The 15477-nt window shown below is 61.1% G+C and carries 21 protein-coding genes; 11 read left to right on the top strand and 10 right to left on the bottom strand.

Annotation, left to right across the window (positions count from 1 at the left end):
• Positions 1–287: 287 nt before the first annotated feature.
• Genes V7651_RS10105 through dnaQ form a run of 5 tightly spaced genes read left to right on the top strand, consistent with a single transcriptional unit; the run spans position 288 to position 3835 of the window.
• Entirely contained in the window at positions 288–1130 is an 843-nt protein-coding gene (locus V7651_RS10105) for a pyruvate, water dikinase regulatory protein (RefSeq protein ID WP_035538458.1), read from the top strand.
• Positions 1127–1723, top strand: coding sequence for a Maf family protein (locus V7651_RS10100; protein ID WP_335613121.1), 597 nt, complete (start codon positions 1127–1129; stop codon positions 1721–1723). The genes V7651_RS10105 and V7651_RS10100 overlap by 4 nt, the downstream gene beginning before the upstream one ends.
• Entirely contained in the window at positions 1720–2535 is an 816-nt protein-coding gene (gene aroE / locus V7651_RS10095; RefSeq protein ID WP_335613120.1) for a shikimate dehydrogenase, read from the top strand. The genes V7651_RS10100 and aroE overlap by 4 nt, the downstream gene beginning before the upstream one ends.
• A complete protein-coding gene (gene coaE / locus V7651_RS10090; protein WP_035538463.1) occupies positions 2532–3140 on the top strand; it encodes a dephospho-CoA kinase in 609 nt (202 codons plus the stop codon). The genes aroE and coaE overlap by 4 nt, the downstream gene beginning before the upstream one ends.
• The gene (gene dnaQ / locus V7651_RS10085; protein WP_335613119.1) at positions 3137–3835 is read left to right on the top strand and encodes a DNA polymerase III subunit epsilon; all 699 of its coding nucleotides are present in this window, start codon (positions 3137–3139) and stop codon (positions 3833–3835) included. Before coaE ends, dnaQ begins: the two co-directional genes overlap by 4 nt.
• A 3-nt stretch (positions 3836–3838) precedes the next feature.
• Here dnaQ and secB read toward each other — a convergent pair whose 3' ends face one another.
• Positions 3839–4342, bottom strand: coding sequence for a protein-export chaperone SecB (gene secB, locus V7651_RS10080; RefSeq protein ID WP_335613118.1), 504 nt, complete (start codon positions 4340–4342; stop codon positions 3839–3841).
• A gap of 133 nt (positions 4343–4475) precedes the next feature.
• Here secB and V7651_RS10075 point away from each other — a divergent pair, with 133 nt between their 5' ends.
• From V7651_RS10075 to V7651_RS10065, 3 genes are all read left to right on the top strand, one after another.
• The gene (locus V7651_RS10075) at positions 4476–5093 is read left to right on the top strand and encodes a Tim44/TimA family putative adaptor protein (protein ID WP_335613117.1); all 618 of its coding nucleotides are present in this window, start codon (positions 4476–4478) and stop codon (positions 5091–5093) included.
• 67 nt (positions 5094–5160) lie between these two features.
• A complete protein-coding gene (gene mltA, locus V7651_RS10070) occupies positions 5161–6375 on the top strand; it encodes a murein transglycosylase A (protein WP_335613116.1) in 1215 nt (404 codons plus the stop codon).
• Between the two features lie 9 nt (positions 6376–6384).
• Positions 6385–6933, top strand: a complete 549-nt coding sequence (locus V7651_RS10065) for a Smr/MutS family protein (protein WP_035538468.1) — start codon at positions 6385–6387, stop codon at positions 6931–6933.
• A 12-nt stretch (positions 6934–6945) separates the two neighbouring features.
• On the opposite strand, the gene V7651_RS10060 is transcribed toward V7651_RS10065, so the two are convergent.
• Positions 6946–7620: a DUF1013 domain-containing protein gene (locus tag V7651_RS10060; protein WP_335590269.1), complete on the bottom strand. Its 675-nt coding sequence runs from the start codon at positions 7618–7620 to the stop codon at positions 6946–6948.
• A gap of 136 nt (positions 7621–7756) precedes the next feature.
• Positions 7757–8731, bottom strand: coding sequence for an NAD(P)H-quinone oxidoreductase (locus tag V7651_RS10055; RefSeq protein ID WP_035538471.1), 975 nt, complete (start codon positions 8729–8731; stop codon positions 7757–7759).
• 101 nt (positions 8732–8832) lie between these two features.
• Here V7651_RS10055 and V7651_RS10050 point away from each other — a divergent pair, with 101 nt between their 5' ends.
• Together V7651_RS10050 and V7651_RS10045 are read left to right on the top strand one after the other, a co-directional pair.
• Positions 8833–9012: a DUF1192 domain-containing protein gene (locus tag V7651_RS10050; protein WP_034737702.1), complete on the top strand. Its 180-nt coding sequence runs from the start codon at positions 8833–8835 to the stop codon at positions 9010–9012.
• A gap of 63 nt (positions 9013–9075) precedes the next feature.
• The gene (locus V7651_RS10045; RefSeq protein WP_035538476.1) at positions 9076–9624 is read left to right on the top strand and encodes a DUF1465 family protein; all 549 of its coding nucleotides are present in this window, start codon (positions 9076–9078) and stop codon (positions 9622–9624) included.
• Positions 9625–9627: 3 nt separating this feature from the next.
• Here V7651_RS10045 and V7651_RS10040 read toward each other — a convergent pair whose 3' ends face one another.
• On the bottom strand, positions 9628–10677 hold the full coding sequence (locus V7651_RS10040; protein ID WP_335613115.1) for an acyltransferase family protein: 1050 nt from the start codon (positions 10675–10677) through the stop codon (positions 9628–9630).
• A 68-nt stretch (positions 10678–10745) separates the two neighbouring features.
• The gene (locus V7651_RS10035; RefSeq protein WP_034737708.1) at positions 10746–11345 is read right to left on the bottom strand and encodes a TetR/AcrR family transcriptional regulator; all 600 of its coding nucleotides are present in this window, start codon (positions 11343–11345) and stop codon (positions 10746–10748) included.
• A gap of 149 nt (positions 11346–11494) precedes the next feature.
• Here V7651_RS10035 and V7651_RS10030 point away from each other — a divergent pair, with 149 nt between their 5' ends.
• Positions 11495–12121 carry a carbonic anhydrase gene (locus V7651_RS10030; RefSeq protein WP_335590273.1) on the top strand — a complete coding sequence of 209 codons (627 nt, stop codon included), beginning with the start codon at positions 11495–11497 and terminating at the stop codon, positions 12119–12121.
• A gap of 6 nt (positions 12122–12127) precedes the next feature.
• Here V7651_RS10030 and V7651_RS10025 read toward each other — a convergent pair whose 3' ends face one another.
• The 5 genes from V7651_RS10025 to V7651_RS10005 form a co-directional block, all read right to left on the bottom strand.
• Positions 12128–12721 carry a LysE family translocator gene (locus tag V7651_RS10025; protein WP_335613114.1) on the bottom strand — a complete coding sequence of 198 codons (594 nt, stop codon included), beginning with the start codon at positions 12719–12721 and terminating at the stop codon, positions 12128–12130.
• A gap of 21 nt (positions 12722–12742) precedes the next feature.
• Positions 12743–13273 (bottom strand): inorganic diphosphatase, encoded by a 531-nt coding sequence (gene ppa / locus V7651_RS10020; protein ID WP_035538484.1) that lies wholly within the window; start codon positions 13271–13273, stop codon positions 12743–12745.
• Positions 13274–13387: 114 nt separating this feature from the next.
• Positions 13388–13687 carry a putative quinol monooxygenase gene (locus V7651_RS10015; RefSeq protein ID WP_335613113.1) on the bottom strand — a complete coding sequence of 100 codons (300 nt, stop codon included), beginning with the start codon at positions 13685–13687 and terminating at the stop codon, positions 13388–13390.
• Positions 13688–13711: 24 nt separating this feature from the next.
• On the bottom strand, positions 13712–14326 hold the full coding sequence (locus tag V7651_RS10010) for a TIGR02466 family protein (protein WP_335590276.1): 615 nt from the start codon (positions 14324–14326) through the stop codon (positions 13712–13714).
• A gap of 99 nt (positions 14327–14425) precedes the next feature.
• Positions 14426–15334 carry a class I SAM-dependent methyltransferase gene (locus V7651_RS10005; protein WP_241766984.1) on the bottom strand — a complete coding sequence of 303 codons (909 nt, stop codon included), beginning with the start codon at positions 15332–15334 and terminating at the stop codon, positions 14426–14428.
• Between the last annotated feature and the right edge of the window lie 143 nt (positions 15335–15477).

Here is a 15477-nt window from a genome sequence, read left to right as displayed (position 1 = left end):
GTGATATCAGGGGAGAAAGGCTACTCACAGGATTTGTCCAGCAAATTCCACATGGGAGTCACAGGGTGTCGCACCCCGTTAAGACTTGCTTAACCTTCAATGGCGGCGCTGGTTAATGACCCGTTAACACCCCTTCTGGAGTCACAGGATGGAACATAGGGGGATTCCCTGGGAGTCAGATTCCGCCGCATGTGGATGGATTGTGACTCCCGGTGTGAGGAATCATCTATGCACAGGAACTACACAGGTCTTGTGAAAACGCCCGGCCATCGGCAAGAGAGGAAGCCATGACCCCACCGCAGCGCCCCAGCATCTATTTCAACGTCCACCTTGTCTCAGACAGTACGGGCGAAACCCTCAATGCCGTTCAGCGGGCCGCCTGTGCGCAGTTCGAGAATGTACAGCCGCTCGAGCACAACTACTACCTCGTCCGCTCGGAACGCCAGCTGGAGCGCGTGATGCGCGAGATCGAGGCCGCGCCGGGCGTCGTCTGGTATACGATTTCCGATGAAGCCCTGCGGGCGCGGCTGGAAGCCTTCTGCCGCGAGCGCGGTGTCGCCACCCTGCCAGTTCTCGACGCGTCCATCGCCATGCTCGGTCGCCATCTGGGGATTGCAGCCAACCACAAGGTCGCCGGCCAGCACGCGCTCGATCAGGATTATTTCGACCGGATGGAAGCGATCAATTTCACGCTCGCCCATGATGATGGCCAGAATGTCGACGGGTTGATCGGTGCCGACGTGATCCTGCTCGGCGTCAGCCGCACATCCAAGACGCCAACCTGTGTCTATCTCGCCAACCGCAAAGTCCGCGCCGGTAACATTCCGCTCGTGCCCGGCGTTGCGCTGCCTGACTTCATGGAAAAGCTCGGCGAGAAAGGCCCGATGGTGGTCGGCCTTAAGATCAGCGCCGAACGCCTCGTCCAGATCCGCCGCCAGCGCCTGATCTCGCTCAACCAGGACGAACACACGATCTATGCCGACGAGGACGCCGTGCGCGATGAGGTCACACAGGCCAACCGCCTCTTCCAGCGCAATAAGTGGAAGACAATCGATGTCTCCCGCCGGTCTGTGGAAGAAACAGCTGCGGCCATCCTCAACCTCCTGAACGAACGGCGCGGCCAGATATGAGCCTCGCCATCACCCTTGCCTCGGGCAGCGCCAGCCGGCGGGCGCTGCTTGCCGGCGCTGGCGTTGAAGCTGCCAGTATCAAACCGAATGTCGACGAAGACTCAGCCAAGGCCGCCATGCGCGCCGAAGGCATGTCCGTCCGCGACCAGGCCATGCAGCTCGCCGAGCTGAAAGCGGTCAAAGTTTCCAACCGCACCGAAGGCCTCGTCATCGGCGGAGACCAGATGCTCTCGCTCGACCGCGAAGCCTTTGACAAGCCGGTCGATCTCGAAGGGGCCCGCGATCACCTGCGCAAGCTCTCCGGCAAATCGCACACGCTCGAAACCGCCATCGTCATCTGCGAAAACGGCACGCCCGTCTGGCGCCACCTTGCCCGCCCGAAACTCACCATGCGCCCGCTCAGCGAAGCTTTCATCAATGACTATGTCGACCGCGTCGGCGAACCGCTCCTCTCCACGGTCGGCGCCTACCAGCTCGAAGGCCTCGGCGCGCAGCTCTTCACGCAGATCGAAGGCGACTATTTCTCGATCCTCGGCCTGCCGCTCCTGCCGCTGCTCGACTACCTCCGCATCCGGGGAGCCCTCGCCACATGACACAGCTCTACGGCGTTATCGGCGACCCGATCTCTCATTCGCTATCGCCCCTCATCCACAATGCCTGGCTGCGCGAGCACGGCATCGACGCGACCTATGAAGCGATGCAGGTGCCTGACGGCGAACTGGAATCGGCGCTTGATACGCTCACCCGCCAGGGTGCCCGCGGCCTCAACATCACCCTGCCCCACAAGCACACGGCCCTCGCCCTCGCCGAAGAGGCAGGTGATCTCGCCCGCCGCATTGGCGCAGCCAACACATTGATCCGTACAGATGCAGGTGGCTGGCGCGCCGAGAACACAGATGCGCCCGGCTTCCTTCACACGCTCGATCAGGCCGGCATAGATATTGCCGGGAAGAACGTGCTCCTTCTCGGTGCCGGCGGTTCTGCCCGCGCCCTCGCCTTTGTCCTGACGGACATGCGCGCCAAACTGACAATCAGCAACCGGACCGTCTCACGCGCAGAAGCCATCGCCGCTGACCTGCTGGACACGCCCGAAGTCTGCTCACTCGAAGACGGCATGAATCGTCTGCCTACAGCTGAAATCGTCATCAATACGCTCAGTCTCGGCCATTCCGGCCAATCGCTTGAGCTGCCCCCCGGTCACGGTCGCACTTTCTACGATATCAGCTATGGCGCCGCCGCCAGCAAAACACTGTCTGCTGCTGCCGAGAAGGACTGGACCATCATGGATGGCCTCGGCATGCTTGTCGCCCAGGCGGCCTTCGCCTTCGAACACTGGTTCGGCATCGTGCCGGACATAGAGGCCGCCGAGCGCAAATGCCGCAAGGTGGTGGAGGCCACATCATGATAATCCTTGGGCTGACAGGTTCCATCGGCATGGGAAAATCCGCCACCGCCCAGCTCTTCCGCGATGAAGGCGTGCCCGTCTATGACGCCGATGCCGCCGTCCACGAACTTTACGGCAAGGGCGGCGCAGCCGTGGCGCCTGTCGAAGCCGCGTTTCCCGGCGTGGCCGTCGATGGCGCCATAGACCGCCTGCGCCTGCGCGAACGTGTGCTCAATGATGCCGAGGCCATGAAGCGCCTCGAATCCATCGTCCATCCGCTCGCCGGCAAGGCCCAGCATGATTTCCGCCAAGAGGCGCGAGAGGCCGGCGCGCCTTTCGTCGTCATCGACATTCCCCTCCTCTATGAGACAGGCGGCTGGCAGCTCTGCGACTATGTCGTGGTGGTCAGCGCCCCGGCGGAGGTCCAGCGCGAGCGCGTCCTCTCGCGGCCCGACATGACGGTCGAAACCTTTGAATCCATCCTCGCGCGTCAGGTGCCCGATGCAGAGAAACGCGCCCGCGCTGACTTTGTGATCTCCACGGGCCATGGTTTCGAGTTTGCGCGCGACCATGTCCGGGCCATAATCGGCCTGATGAATCGCAAGGAAGAGGAAGCCCGTTCATGACCCCGCTCATCCGCGAGATTGCCTTCGATACGGAAACCACCGGGCTCAACCCGAACGAAGGCGACCGGGTGATCGAAATGGGCGCCGTCGAGATGATCAACCACATCCCGACCGGCAAGACATTCCACACCCGCATCAATCCGCGCCGCGCCGTGTCCGAGGCGACCATCCGTATCACTGGCCTGACGGACGATCATCTCAAGGATGCGCCCTTCTTCGAGGAAGAACATGTCGTTGGCGCCTTTCTGGAATTTGTCGGCGATGCCACGCTCGTTGCCCACAATGCCGGCTTTGACCGTGGCTTCCTGAACATGGAACTTGCCCTCTGCGGGCGAGACCCCATCCCCGATGATCGCTGGCTCGATACGGCCGCCCTTGCGCGCAAGAAATATCCGGGCGCCCCGGCCAGCCTCGACGCGCTCTGCAAGCGTTTCGACATCTCGCTCGAAAGCCGCACGCTGCACGGCGCCCTGCTCGACAGCCAGCTGCTGGCCAGCGTCTATCTGGAACTGCTCGGCGGCCGCGCGCGCGCCTTCTCCTTCGATACGCCGGAAACCGAGCTGGCTGCCGGCGAACGCCGCACGGCCCGCCAGCGGCCACACAAGCTGCCATCTCTGCTGACAGAATCAGAGAAGGCCGCTCACGCGGCCTTCATCGAGACACTCGGTCCCGACTGTCTGTGGAAACAGGCCTGAGGCCTATTGCTGGGTCGGTGTTCCGGCGGTGTTGGCGCGGCGCACCTGTGCCTGGTACAGCGCCACGAAGTCGACCGGGTCGATCAGCAGCGGCGGGAAGCCACCTTCGCGCGTTATCTCTGCGATGATGCGGCGGGCAAACGGGAACAGAAGGCGTGGCGCTTCGATCAGCAGCATCGGCTCCAATTGGTCCTGCGCAACATTTTGCAGCTGGAAGAGGCCGGCATAGTCCAGTTCTGAAATGAACATGACCTTGCCGTCGGCCAGCGCCTTGGCGGAAAGCTTCAGCGAAACCTCGAAAAGGCCATTGCCGTCCGCATGGGGCGTCGCGCCCACATCGATGCCCAGATCGATATTCGGTTGCGACTGAACAGGCGCATGACCCGGGTTTTCGAAGGACAGGTCCTTCACATATTGACCCAGGACGCGCATCACGGGTGCCGCGGGCTTCTGGTCATTAGGGTCTTGCGGGGGATTGGGGTTTCCCGGTGCGCTCGTGTCTGTCATGATGTTTCCTCTACCTGGATCGCACCGCGCGCCTAGCATGCGGCCTCCAAAGGCGCAACGTTCACTGGCGTTTGTGGCCGCGCGTGCCTATCTAGGGGGAAGAGGCCGGATACTTGAAGGAATTCCATAAGACATGTTCGACCCAGTGATCGAGGTTTTAGTTTTGGCAGCCGTGGCGCTGATCGTCCTGTCGCGCCTGTACATGGCGCTCGGGCGTGGTGGCAATGACCGGCCTGTGCAGCGCCCAACCACTTCATCCACGCCCGCTGAAAGCAATGTCGCGGAGCTGGCCGAGCGTCGCGAGCGGCGTGTGATGGCAGAGCGCCCCATCTTCACAGGCCCGGCAGCTGGCGGTCTCGAAGACATCTACAATGCCGATAACAGCTTTACCGTCTCCAGTTTCCTGCAGGGTGCCAAGTCCGCCTATACGATGATCGTCGCGGCCTTTGCCAAGGGTGATCGCGCGGCGCTGCGGCCGATGCTGGACGATGATGTCTACGAAGCCTGGGACGAGGCCATCACGGCCCGCCAGACAAGCGGCGAGAAAACGTTCGAACTCCTCCGCGTTAGACGGGCTGAGATCGAAAGCGCTGAGCTGGATGGTGATATGGCCCGTATCGTGGTGCGCTATGAAGCCGAACTCGGCGATGGCGAGATCACCCGCACGGCCAAGGAACACTGGACCTTCATGCGCAATGTCCGCGGCACGGATCCGAACTGGATCCTCGATGACGTCGATACGGTCGCCTGAACGGCCGATCAGTATTTCCTGACAGTTTTGGATGACAGCTGCGCGCAAAGCGGGCCATAAAACGCCTATGCTTCGCACACTGGCTATTGCTTTCCTGTCGCTCGCGCTTGTCTCGTGCCAGAGCACGCAGGCGCCCCGATCCGTGCCATCACAGGCGGGGCCCGTCCTGTTGCCGCCCGTTGGCGTTGCATCCGGGGCCTATGGGGATCTACCCGGCTGGTCAGGTGTCAGGCTGATGGACAGCGTCCAGGCTTTCCAGCGCAGCTGCACCAAGCTGCAGGCGCGGCCCAGGAATGCCGGTCTCTCCGCAAAGGCCACATGGGCCGGTCAGGTCGGCGAATGGCTCCCGGCCTGCGCCGCCATGGCCCGTATCCGCGACGAAGCCAGCGCCCGCGCCGCCTATCAGAGCCTTTTCACGCCCATCGAGGCGCTCTCGCCCGATGGCAACAGCCGCTTCACCGGCTATTTCGAGCCGACCTATGAAGCGCGCCGCACACCTGTGCCGCCCTTCACAGAGCCAGTCCCCGCCATGCCGGCAGACCTCATTCCGAACGGCGCGTCGCCGCTACAGCGTCTGCCGGATGGCCGCACCCGCCCTTATCCCTCGCGTGAGGAAATCAGCCGCGCAGGCGTCGCACCGATTGCCTATGCGCATCCATCAGATGTCTTCTTCCTGCAGATTCAGGGTTCCGGCCGGCTGACCTTCCCGGATGGGTCCACAACGCGGGCTGTCTACGCCGCGCATAATGGGCACAGGTTCAAGTCGACCGCCAACTGGCTCATGGAAACCGGCCGTATCACACGGGGTGAGGCCAGCATGCAGGGCATCCGTGCCTGGATGGACCGCGCCGGCCCTGCCGAGGCGCGCCTCGCGATGAACCAGAACCCGCGCTATGTCTTCTTCCGCGCCGAGCCTGAAGGCGACCCCACGCTCGGACCCGTAGGTGCCCAGGGCGTGCCACTCACGCCGCTCGCCTCAATGGCGGTGGACACCGACATCCAGCCGCTCGGCATGCCCATGTTCGTCGAGACCAGCGCGCCCGGTCTGGGCGGGCATTGGTCAGGCCTCCTCATCTCGCAAGACACGGGCGGCGCCATCAAGGGGGCTGTGCGCGGTGACCTCTATTTCGGTACGGGGACCGATGCCGGTTCGCGCGCCGGCACCATGAACGCGCCGGGCCGCCTTTGGGTCCTCCTGCCTCGGGCGGTGGCTGACAGGCTCCTGCGCAACATGATGGTGTCTGAAGCCCCGGGTCTTGGCGATCCGCCCGCAGCGCCCTAGACGGGCCTCATGTCGAAGCGCCCCCTGACCCCTGAAGAAGCCAAGGCCTGGTCGCGCGTCGCGAAATCCATCAAACCCATCGGCCCGGCGCCCGAAGACTTCGGCGCGCTGATTTCGGCCCTCGAAGCGGGCGAACCGGACCAGAAAGCCCCCGCGAATGGTCCGGGAATACCCACCCGGCGCCCCGCAACGCCCCGTGAAGTACCCGCGAACGGTCCGGGAATACCCGTCGGTGGTCCGGCAAATCGCGGCAAGGAAAAGCGCGTGAAGCGGGGCAAACTCGTCGTTTCAGCGACGTTCGACCTGCACGGACATACACAAGCCACAGCAGCCCGTGCCCTGCCCGGCTTCCTGTCAAATGCCCAGGCAGACGGGTCGCGTTGTGTATTGGTTATTACAGGTAAGGGTCGATTGGGCGAAGGCGTGCTGAAGCGCAATTTCCTCGCCTGGCTCGACACGGATCATGCCCGCACGCTCGTGTCAGGCTATGCCGAAGCGCACCAGCGCCATGGCGGCGCCGGTGCGTTCTATGTGTTTCTTCGTAAACTGCAGTCCTGACTGCAGATCCGACTAGCTGAAGTCGCGGAAGACGTCGGCCGCAGACACGTCCTTCTTCTGACGATCCTCTTCCTTCTCCGCTTCGTATGCAGCCGCATCGTCTTGCGTCGGCACAAGGCCCGGACCTTCCGTATTGAGGCTCTTTTCAGCTTCAATACGGCGGCGCTTATCCGCCGATTTCGCGATCACTTCATCCAGTTCGATCTGGGTGCAAAGGCCCAGCGTCACAGGGTCAACCGGACGGATGTTCTGCGAATTCCAGTGCGACTTGTCCCGCACATTGTTGATCGTCGACTTGGTCGTGCCGATCGTCTTGGAAATCTGCGCGTCCGACACTTCCGGGTGGTTACGGATGAACCACGCCACGGCGTCCGGCTTGTCCTGACGGCGAATGACCGGCGTGTAGCGGCTGCCCTTGCGCGGCGGCTGCGGGATGTGCGCGATCTTGGATGCGGCAACTTTCAGAACATAATCAGGGTTCTCTTCGCCGCGCGCGATTTCCTCGCGCGACAGGATACCGCCAGCGATCGGGTCAACGCCGCGCATGTTCTCGGCGACGTCCCCATCGGCGATGCCTTTGACCTCAAGGTGGTGCAGGCCAGAGAAAGCTGCGATTTGCGTGAAGGTCAGGGTCGTATTGTCCAGCAGCCAGACGGCTGTCGCCTTGGGCATCAGAATCTCGGACATGGGATGTCTCCTTGGAGCACGTTGGGGCCTGAAATGCAGCCGCCCGACACATCGTGCCGGGCGGTCAAGGTTTCAGGCAAGCTTGGAACCTGAAAACATTATAGATCATGCGATGCTGAATGAAAAGGCATACGTCTCAGAGGGTGAGAATGATCTTGCCCGAATGAGCGCCTTTCCCCATGTAGGCCTGCGCCGCCTCGGCCTCCGACATGGCGAACGTCTTGTCCAGAACGGGCTTGATACGGCCAGACACGACATGCGGCCAGAAGTCCTTTTCCACCGCGTCGCGGATGCGCTGCTTCTCCGGCACGGGCCGCGCCCGCAGCGTGGTCGCAGCCAGCGTCAGCCGCTTCATCAGCACGGGCGCGAAGTTGACCTCCGCCGTAAAACCATTCTGGTAGGCGATATTGACGATGCGGCCGTCCACTTTCGCCGCGCCGATATTTTTCTGAACGTAATCACCGCCGACCATGTCGAGCGTGACGTCCACGCCGCCCGCCTCGCGCACGACAGCCTCAAAGTCCTCGGTCTTGTAATTGATCGCCCGATCAGCGCCCAGTTCTGCAGCAAGTGCGCATTTCTCGTCGCTACCGGCCGTGGCGAAAATCTTTCCCGCGCCTGCAACACGCGCCATCTGGATCGCCATGACGCCAATCCCGCTGGTGCCGCCATGGCAGAGGAAATCCTCGCCAGTCTTAAGACCGACCCGATCAAACACATTGGCCCATGCGGTGAAGAGGGCTTCCGGGAAACAGGCAGCATGTGCCATGTCCATGCCTTCAGGAATGGGCAGGAGCGAGCCCTGGTCTACGGCTGCGCGCTCAGCATAGCCACCGCCAGCCAGCAGGCCGCAAACAGCGTCGCCGACCTTCCAGCGCGTCACGCCTTCGCCCAGGGCCTCGATATGGCCAGCGATTTCGAGGCCCATGATGTTGGACGCACCCGGCGGCGGCGGATAGGCGCCCTTGCGCTGGATCAGGTCTGCGCGGTTGAGACCGGCGGCGGCGACCTTCACGAGGACTTCACCCTGTTTCAGCGTGGGCACTTCGACGTCACCAAGACGGAGCGGCGCGCCATCCTCCACGATTACGGCTTTCATCATCTCGGTCATGGCGTCGTTCCTTCATGAAAATGGCGGTCAGGGAGTCGCTTCTAGCCCGCCTTTCTGTTTTTATGAAAGCCTACCGGCGTATGCAGAGAAGGAGAGGCCCCGTGTTTGAAGAAGAACCGATCCTGACAAATCGCGGCCAGACACTGGATCAGATGTCGATCGACGAGCTGCACGCACGTATCAGCACCTTGCGCGACCAGATCGCGGCATGCGAGGCTGAAATCGCAAAGAAAGAGGCCCAGAAATCTGCGGCCGACGCCCTGTTTGGCGGAAAGAGTTAAGGCCTCGGAAACGGGTTATGACTTAAGTATCGAGATTGCATTTTGTGTTCTGAGGTCTTGAAGATGGCGGCAAACGGGTCACCCGAAAACGGCTCCGACAGCCTCAACTCTTTCACCGGCGGTAAACTTTTCGACACTGTGTTCGCGAAGGGCATGGCGCTGGTTGAGGAAACAGCTTCCTATCTCGACGGCCCCGGCCGTGATCACGCCCGCACATTGCCGCGAGAGGCAGGACTGACCTATTCCGCATGGAGCATGGAGCTGACAACGCGCCTGATGCAGGCTGCAAGCTGGCTAGTGATGCAAAAAGCCGTGCGCGATGGCGAAATGCGGCGCGAGGATGCTTCGGCACGCAAGTATCGCGTCAACCGGGATGATCCGCCGCTTGATGCCGATGCGCAGCGCGACAAGGGCCTGCCGCACCGCTTCCTGGAACTCGTCGCACGTTCGGAAGCCCTGTTCGAGCAGATCTGCCGTCTCGATCAGGCGCTCTACAATGCGCCAATGCCCGGCCAGGCCAAGAATGTCGTTTCAGACCAGATTGCACAGCTCCAAAGGGCGGCCGAAACCGGCGCTTTCGATCCCTTGATGGTCTGGCACCGCGCCAAGTAGCGGTCAGGCAGCTGTCGGTGGCGGGGGCAGCAGGGCTGATGAGCGGCTGAATCTGGCCGATTTGATGCGCAGCCGCATGGGCCTGCGATACAGCACATTCAGGGGCGTCCCGCGGACCAGTCTATGGAACGCGAGCGACAGGGCCACGGCCACCAAAGCCGTCGCCAGAACTGTCAGACCTGTGTTGTCAATCTCGCCTTTCGCAATCAGGCCGCGCTGCAGCAACGTGACGGGTATGGCGCATGTCAGATAGATAATCAGGCAATGCCGCCCGGCATATCCAATGATGGACAACCATTTGACATGTGACAGCATCAGGCCAAACGCAATCATCGCTCCGGAGCCGGCAAAGCCCAGAGCCAGGCTGATCAGCGGCAGGCCCGCGACGTGGAGGCCGACGAAGGCCGCGTTGGCGACCACCCATCCGATAAGGACACGCCATGTTTGCGCAGTATGCCCGGCGACGCGTTCAGCCATTTCAAAGATGACCGGTGCAGCGACGAAACCGGCAAAGAAGAAGACATACCAGCGGCCGAATTCGTTGAGGACAAGCGATCCAGTGTCTATCCAGCCTGTCGCAAAGCCCATCTGTAAAAAGGCCGCCACAGCGAAGACTTTGCGCGCAGGCATGCGTCTTAGAAGCCAGGTCGCGCCGTGAAAAACGGTCAGCATGTAGACAAGGAGCAGGCTATCGCGCGGCTCGACCAGTGCACTTAGCAGGTTGCCCAGAAAGATGTGCGGTGCGGTGAGCACCAGTTCGCTGTTCAGCACCGCATCCTGCAAGACAAGCCAGACAATGTAGAAATAGGCGAAGTGAAGGATCTTGCGGTCAATATAGTGCCGTGAAGGCCCGAAGAGCGTCCTGTTGAGAAAGAGCGCCGCAAGGAAGAAAAATGCCGGCATCAGGAAGGGTTGCGCCCAGCGCATCACCAGGTCCATCCAGCCAGTATGCAGGCCCGACGCGCTGAACGCCTGTGTCGTAAACAGGGCGACGATGAGAATGATGCACGCGCCTTTTGCGTGATCGACCCAATTTACACGTCCTAGTGGCATTTCCTGCACTCCCCGTCGTTTTTGGGGATAGCCGTGCAAGATTCATGCAGACTCGCGGCGCGATTGGCTCAGAAGGTGGCGTAGACCCTGAGGAAATTACCCGCCTGTTCGGCACAAAAGCCTTCGCGGACAGGCGCCCTCATGATCATCAGGCGGTGCCAAAGCGGGCCGAGCAGAAGTTCCAGCACTTCATCAAGGTCAAAATCGCGGCGGATCACCTTCTTGCCAGCGAGTTCAGCGAGCAGCATGCGCAACGGTTGGCGGATGTCGCGGCCTATCCAGGCACGCCAGACTTCACCGGCCTCCTTGTCGTCGACGGCGGCGAGCAGTGCCACGCGCAAGACGGCATGTCCCTGCCCGGTGCGTGCCGTCGCCTCCAGCGGCACGATCAGCGCCGTGACACGCTCCTGCGGGTCGCGGCCGCCATCCGGGCTGTCAGGGATCAGTGCCAGCGCGGCATCGACACACATGGCGCCAATCGAAGGCCACCAGCGGTAGATTGTCTGTTTTGAAGCGCTTGCCCGTTTGGCAACGCTGTCCACGCTGAAGCCGCGCCAACCCGTTTCGGCCATTTCAACACGTGTGGCCTCAAGGATCGCGGCTTTCGATTCTTCGCTGCGCGTCGGGCCCTTGCGGGAGGTCTTGGAGCCGTCGGTCGTAGTCGCCATTGAAGTCTCCTGGAAAGGCGAGGAATGGTGATGGGTCTCATGATGCCTATTTTGTTATTATAGACATATCGCTAACAATTTGTCCCAATTCCGCTTGCTGATTGCTCAATATCGATTACGCAAGCCGCGCAGACACAGGAATAAGTCAGATGAAATCGATTGATGACCTGATTTCAGGCTACAGGCGGTTCCGCGCAGGTGATTATGCCCAACAGGCAAATCTCTATCGTGAGCTCGGCCAGGGGCAGGATCCGAATATCATGCTGATCGCCTGCGCTGACAGTCGCGCAGAGCCGTCAGATATCTTCAATGCCGCGCCGGGCCAGTTGTTTGTTGTCCGTAACGTCGCCAATCTTGTGCCTCCCTATCAGCCTGATGGCGGTCTTCACGGTGTCAGTGCGGCGCTGGAATATGCGGTGAATGTGCTGAAGGTTGAGCATATCGTCGTTATGGGCCACGGCGGCTGTGGCGGCATTGCGGCATCATTGGATGGTGCGGGCAATCCGGCCATCGGCGAATTCGTGACGCCGTGGGTCCGTCTTCTCGAAAAGGCCCGTGAGCGGGTTGTCGAGAGTGGCTCGGTGAACCCCCAGTTTGCCCTGGAGCTCGAAGGTGTCGAGGTCTCGATTGCCAACCTTATGACCTTCCCGTTCGTTGCAAAGGCTGTGGAGGCGGGAGAGCTTTCGCTTCACGGCGCGTGGTTTGCCATCGTTCATGGCGAGCTGCACTGGCGCAATGCAAAAACGGGTCGTTTTGAAGTAATTTCTGCTACTTAGCCGTTGTCAGGAAAGCGGCGAAGCCGGCTGAAGCGAGCATCGCAGCAGCGGCCGCGCGGTTGAACCAGAGCGCAAAAGCCGGGTTCTGGCATCGGCGGCCCAGGCATAGACTGTGAGCCCCAGCATTTCTGTCGCCGTTACAGTGGCCATGATAATCGCTGCCTGCATGAAGACCGGGTGATCGGCATCGAAATAGCTGGGTAGCAGCAGGCCAAAGAACACAAGCGCGTTGGGATTGAGCAATTGCAGGCCGATGCCCCGGCCAAAGAGGCTCGCTTTCGGTGGGGCTTGCGCGGCGCTGGCGCGTGGCTGGGTTGGATCACCCGTCGCCATGGTCCAGGCAAGCCAGGCGATGAATACCAGTCCGGCAAGTTTCAGCGCCAAGAGAATGGTGGGAGCACTCGCGGCAAAAGTCGCAAGGCCCGTCGCCGCAAGCGTGATCCAGACAAGATTGGTAGTGGATATACCGACGGCGGGAATAAGCGCCGTCACTGCGCCGTAGCGCAGGGACGTACTCATCACCATCATCACAGCGGGGCCGGGCGTCAGGCCGCCTGCAAAGAACAAGGCCAGCAGTGCAAGCCAGACGGTTAAGTCCATGAATGCGACCGCCGTCTGGCTTTAGCTTTTTTTACCGCGCTCTACGGCGAGCGAAATCAGCTCGCGCGCTTTTTCGATGCCATACCAGCCTTCGATGCGCGTCCACTTACCTTTTTCGAGATCCTTGTAGTGCTCGAAGAAGTGCGCCGTCTTGTCGATCAGCGTTTGTGGCAGGTCGTGATAGGTGGCGATCTTGTCGTAATAGGAGGTCAGCTTGTTGTGCGGCACGGCGAGGATTTTCTCATCGGGGCCCTTGTCATCAGTCATCATCAGGACGCCGACAGGGCGTGCGCGCACGACACTACCCGGAACCAGCGGGCGATTGCCAACAACCATCACGTCAATCGGATCGCCATCAAGGCTCAGCGTATGGGGCACGAAGCCGTAATTACAGGGGTAGCGCATCTCGGTGTAGAGATAGCGGTCGACGAACATGGCGCCGGAGGCCTTGTCGATCTCGTACTTGATCGGATCGCCGCCCAGCGGCACTTCGATCAGGACGTTCAGGTCATCAGGTGGGTTCTGGCCGGTTGTGATCTTGGAAAGGTCCATGGGACGAAGCTCGCTTGTCTGATCAGGGAGGAATTGATTTTGCTGGCGAGCCGGATGGCCTGTCGCAGCGCTCAGGTCAAGAGTTCGCAGTGTCCCAGAGGGTTAACCGTGCATTCACGACACCGGCCAGGGCTGAGAATCGAATATGGCCATTTCGATCGTCCCGGACGCTAACTGGCGCACGTTTTCCACAAAGTCCCGGCTGGCCGGAACGGCGAAATGGGTCTTCAACGCAGCGGCATCCAGCCAATATTCAAGAAAAACAAGGCGATTTGGGTTTTCGCAATCCACATGGACATTATGCGCCATGCAGCCTGGCTCAGTGCGAGAGCGCTTAACGTGCTCAAGTGACAAGGCGAGGATGGCATCATGGTTGTCTGGTGTCGTCGTGACGCCGCCTGTGACAATGATCATCTGAAATATCCAGTGTTTGCGGGGCTAATCCCGTTTGACGGCATAGTTGAAACTGATGGAAATCCGGGGAATGTCGCTCCGGTTTGGCATCACTTCGTGGCGCAGCCAGCTTTCCCAGAACATGGCGTGTCCCTGGGTGGGAGTTACGTAGACGAATCGGCGGGCGGCTTCCGGGGCGTCGTCTTCGGGCTGCGGGGCGGCCATCATGAAGGCGAGACGGGGGTCTTCGAATTTGAGCTGTCCGGCCCCTTCCGGAATGGAGACATAATAGGTGCCGGAGATGACGCTGCCAGGGTGGATATGGCCGGAATGGCTGCCGCTTTCGCCGAGGATATTGACCCATAGTCCGTTCAGCTCAAGTGTCTGATCCTGCATATCCCAGTGCAGATCACGGGCATAAGCCTCTGCTTCTGAATCGAGGAATGCCTTGAGTTCTGCGATCTCCGGAAAGCGCTCCGGCAGGTCATCGAGCGAGGCATAGGATGTGTAACCGTCATAGCCTTCGCTGTCGCACCAGTCATTGCCGGCCTCGTCCTCATCTTCGAGCAGCCAGCACACTTTCTCGAGGGACGCCCGCAGCGGATCATCCCCGATTGCGGCATGGCGGATGAGGGTCGGGAAGAGCGTCTGCAGGGGCATTGAAGGGTATTCTAGGGTCGTTGCGTGGGCTTCACGGGTTATTCGGGGTGCGCCGCATGGGACTTCGCGGACCGTTCCCGGTCCGCGAAGCGTGTCTTCCTATTCCGGTTTGACGAATTTGAGCGTCATCCGGTCGCTCTCGCCGATATCGGCATAAAGCGTTGGGTCAAAGCCTTCCGGTGTATTGCCATCGGAATCGGTCGTTGTGCTGACCGGAGGCAGCGTCCAGACGCCAAAGGGGTGGTCTGTCGTATCAGCCGGGTTGGCGTTGATTTCGCTCGAGCCGACAAATTCGAAGCCCGCCGCAATGGCGCGCGCCTTGATGAAGTCTTCGTGCACATAGCCGGTCGAGCCGGTCGGATCCTGCGTCGCGGTGGACGGCAGGCGGTGCTCGACGACGCCGAGTACGCCGCCCGGTTTCAGGGCTGCAAAGGCATCGGTGAAGAACTTCTCGGTATAACCGCCCGACATCCAGTTATGCACATTGCGGAAGGTCAGCACGGCATCAGCCGTACCGGCTTCGGTCAGCGGGCCGCTGACGCCGGAAAAGACGCTGTATTCAATCGTGCCGTAATGCGGATCGGTATAATTGGATTTGAACTCGGCGAGACGGTCAATCGTGCGTTGCTTGCGCTCCTCGTCCGGTGCTGCAGCCGGATCGAAGCCTGCTGCGACGAGCTTGCCGCCACCGGCCGCGAGATAGGGCGCGAGGATATTGGTGTACCAGCCACCGCCGGGCCAGATTTCGACCACGGTGTCAGTTGGTTCAACGTCGAAGAATTCGAGAGTTTCGACAGGGTGACGCCAAACGTCGCGCGCCTTTTCAGCGTCGGACCGGCCTGCATCATTGACCGCTTCCTGGAGCGGGCTGAGCGCAGCGACTTCGGGGGCCTCGGCCGGCGGTGTTTCGACGGGGGCCGGTGTCTCCGGTTGCCCACACGCAGCGAGCAAGCCAAACGCGGCACCCGCCAACAGGAAATTCTTCATCGCCTTCTCCTTCATTGACATCTTGAACACCCCCTTACGCTACCCAAATACTAATTGTCACGGTGCCGCAATGCGGGCCGGGACCGGGAAATGTGCCAGCGCCGATGACGGGCTGGGTGTTCACATGGCCCGAGACGAACCGAGGGCCTGTTTGCTGCAGGTCC

The sequence above is a fragment of the Hyphomonas oceanitis genome (assembly GCF_036964545.1).
Lineage (GTDB): Bacteria > Pseudomonadota > Alphaproteobacteria > Caulobacterales > Hyphomonadaceae > Hyphomonas > Hyphomonas oceanitis.
Note: the sequence above shows the minus strand (reverse complement) of the source record. Positions and strands in the feature narration are given on the sequence as shown.